The 3482-nt window shown below is 44.2% G+C and carries 3 protein-coding genes; 1 reads left to right on the top strand and 2 read right to left on the bottom strand.

Features of this window, described 5'->3' with window-relative positions:
• A partial coding sequence (locus Q0241_RS10405) for a tryptophanase (RefSeq protein ID WP_299377069.1) occupies positions 1 to 1214 on the top strand: 1214 nt, incomplete at its 5' end.
• 181 nt (positions 1215 to 1395) lie between these two features.
• On the opposite strand, the gene Q0241_RS10410 is transcribed toward Q0241_RS10405, so the two are convergent.
• Together Q0241_RS10410 and Q0241_RS10415 are read right to left on the bottom strand one after the other, a co-directional pair.
• A complete protein-coding gene (locus tag Q0241_RS10410) occupies positions 1396 to 2631 on the bottom strand; it encodes a DUF3103 domain-containing protein (RefSeq protein WP_299377071.1) in 1236 nt (411 codons plus the stop codon).
• A 380-nt stretch (positions 2632 to 3011) separates the two neighbouring features.
• Positions 3012 to 3482 (bottom strand): chitobiase/beta-hexosaminidase C-terminal domain-containing protein (locus Q0241_RS10415; RefSeq protein ID WP_299377073.1); only part of this gene is annotated, 471 nt, incomplete at its 5' end.

Genomic DNA, 3482 nt, shown 5'->3' on the forward strand with positions numbered 1-3482 from the left:
TGAAAGATATCTTCGGCTATGAGCTGACCATTCCTACTCACCAAGGGCGTGGCGCAGAGCAGATTTACATTCCTGTTCTTATCAAGAAACGTGAAACGGAAAAGGGACTCGATCGTAGCAAAATGGTCGCTTTGTCGAACTACTTCTTCGATACCACGCAAGGCCACACTCAAGTGAATTGCTGCGTGGCGAAGAACGTTTATACCAAGGAAGCGTTTGACACCTCAGTGAATGCCGACTTTAAAGGCAACTTCGACATCGTCAAATTGGAAGAGGCGATCTTAGAAGCGGGCGCAGCAAACGTTCCATACATTGTAAGCACCATTACCTGTAACTCTGCGGGTGGACAGCCAGTGTCTATCGCCAATCTAAAAGCCGTTTATGAAATCGCTCAAAAGTACGATATTCCTGTGATCATGGACTCTGCGCGCTACGCTGAAAATGCTTACTTTATTCAGCAGCGAGAATCCGGTTATCAAGATTGGACTATCGAACAAATCACTCGTGAGTCTTACAAATACGCGGATGGTTTGGCTATGTCGGCCAAGAAAGATGCCATGGTACAAATGGGTGGCTTGTTGTGCTTTAAAGACGACTCTTTCATGGATGTGTACACAGAATGTCGAACCCTGTGCGTCGTGCAAGAAGGTTTCCCAACCTATGGTGGCTTAGAGGGCGGTGCAATGGAACGCCTTGCTGTTGGGCTATATGACGGCATGCGTCAAGATTGGTTGGAGTATCGCATCGGTCAGGTCCAATACCTGGTTGATGGCTTGGAAGCGATAGGTATCGTGTGTCAGCAAGCGGGCGGTCATGCTGCGTTTGTGGATGCGGGTAAACTGCTTCCTCATATTCCGGCTAGTCAGTTCCCAGCTCATGCTTTGGCGTGCGAGTTGTATAAGGTGGCAGGCATAAGAGCGGTTGAAATAGGTTCATTATTGCAAGGACGTGATCCGGCTACTGGAGAGCAACACCCATGTCCAGCTGAGTTACTGCGTCTTACCATTCCTAGAGCGACATACACACAAACCCACATGGATTTCATCATTGAAGCGTTTGAAAAAGTGAAAGGGAATGGCGGGCAAGTAAAAGGCTTAGATTTTACCTATGAGCCAACAGTATTAAGACACTTTACTGCTCGTTTGAAAGAAGTTGAAATCAAGGAGAAGCAAACAGAAGCTAAGGATGAACCAACGCTCGAAGAAGAATTTTAAAATAAAATAATTTAACAGTTCAGAATAGAAAGGCTCTTTTGGGGGCCTTTCTTTGTTGTTTGCCTATTTACTGAGTAAGAAGCGTATATACCAAATGTATATTTACATAGGGCATATACGCTGAAGTGTTAGTTAATCACTCATTAGGGCATCGACAATGAAGCCCTCAACGTGAAAAATATTATTCTGTAGGTGAAATTATTACAGGTGCGAACGACGCGACCGCATTCCCCCCAGCGCCAGGATGATCAACATAAGAAGTGTTTTGCATCAAAGTGTAGAATACGTCAACGAAGTCATCGTCATTCACGAGTACACCATCAGGAATCACATCGATAATCTTACCGGTGATCTGAGGAATAATTGCATACCCTTGAACTTCTGGATCAGGAATCATTTTCAATATCTCTTCTGCGGCTTGAACCAGCAGTTTGGCTAGCTCTTTGTAATCGGTGCCATCATCGTGCTCCATCAAAATCATGTCTGCTGCTCCCCAACGGTAACGAGGCCAGAAGATAATGGTTTGATTTGGGTAGTAGGTCTGCTTGTCGTAATCCAGATAAGGCATCTCAACGAGATCAATCTGTGGTTCTACACGACTCGAATCGACCCCAGTGACGATAGCATAGATTTCAGCTTTGCCAGAGATCCACGGTTCTTGGTCGACAGCCAAACGGATTTTCGTTAACTGCGTGGTGTTCAACGGCTCAGGTTCTGACATCGCCATCGAGCGTTTAGCTTTGCCCATAAACGTTTGTTTCTGGAACTTACTGTTTTTACTCCCTTTACTGTCTTCATTATCGCCAGTGTTTTTGGAGCCAGAATTGATTTGGGTTGCAGTACCCAGCTTGTTCATCTCGGCCTGCATCGCCATTAGGCCTGCTTTGAGTTCTTCAGCACCATTGCTATCAACGACAAACACAGGAACGTCTGGCATTTGGTACACGTCTAATTGATGAACTTGTCCGTACACGTCATACGCTTCAATGTATTGCCAATTCGAATCATCGCCTGATGGTTCAAATGCAAACAGCGGGTTTTCACCATTCTTCCAAGCTTCGATCATCGCTTCATCAGCCATGCGAACCTCTAACACAGAGTCGCTGAAGTCGTTGATCCCTTTCATCTTGCGATAACCAAGATCCGCTTTCTGCATCCGGCTTGAAAATGCAGAGTAGGGCTGAGTAGAGCTCAATTTATCTACAGGCGCGGATAAGTTCTTTTCTGAGATCTGAGCCTTCAATGAAAGCTCAAGATCGGAATAACGCTCGCTGATTTGTAACGCCAAAGATTGCTTTTGCGCTGCGCTACTTTCTGCAATACCTAATGAATCCGTTGTCTCAATATTTTGCGCAAAAGACTGGAAGCCAACCACTGTCGTTGCAAGTACCATACTGATAGGAAAAGATGGTCTCATAAATAATCCTTATTTTAATTTTTATCATTAATAGAGCATTTGCCCTATAAGGATTAACCTATCAGTAACGTGAATGTGTTTAAAAGTTAGACAGCTAATTTTATTTCATTGTGCAGCACAGGATCTCAATTTAAGTAATTTATAAAATATTAACTTGGTGCTGGCTTGATATATTCAAATTTATAAACCAATCAATAAGAGGTTTTGCAATATAATTAACTCCTTTGTATTTCTTATGAGTATATTCGGTGTTTACTCCACAACATCGTATCTGTAGGTAAAAAGAAAGCCTGCTCATGATGGGCAGGCTTGATCGATTCGCGGTTATTGAAACTTAGAATTTCAAACTGCGGGTTTAATGGCTATTCAGCTGTATTCGTTTATTGGCCATATGGAACTTCAATGGCTCTGCTGGTTCGGTGCCCTAAGTGAGAAACACTACGAACCAAAACGCTGGACTCTACTGAAGGCTTACTTGCATTGAGGTAGACGTGCCAAGATTGACCGTTGTCGGTTGAATATTCTAAAGATAAGCCCGGAAACTGAGAGTTCATATGCAGTTTACCTTGGAGGATCTTCCCTCCCGGAACGGGCAAGCGGTATGTGATGTCTCTCATTTCCGTTTTTGCCAATTCACGTTGACCAAGAATACTGGCGAATCGACTCCAATCGTCGGTCAAGATGTTCATGTTAGTACGCTCTGTGGTAGATGAGTACTCGACATCGGCTTGATACTCTAATTCCCATTCCGCCTTGTTCCACGCTCGTTCAGCGACTGCCATTAGGCGAGGGAAGGCCATGTATTCATACTGAGCGTCAGTTCTAATGGTTTCAGACCACAGAGCTGCTGA

It is taken from the genome of uncultured Kiloniella sp. (genome assembly GCF_937128705.1).
In the GTDB taxonomy this organism is placed as follows: Bacteria; Pseudomonadota; Alphaproteobacteria; order Kiloniellales; family Kiloniellaceae; genus Kiloniella.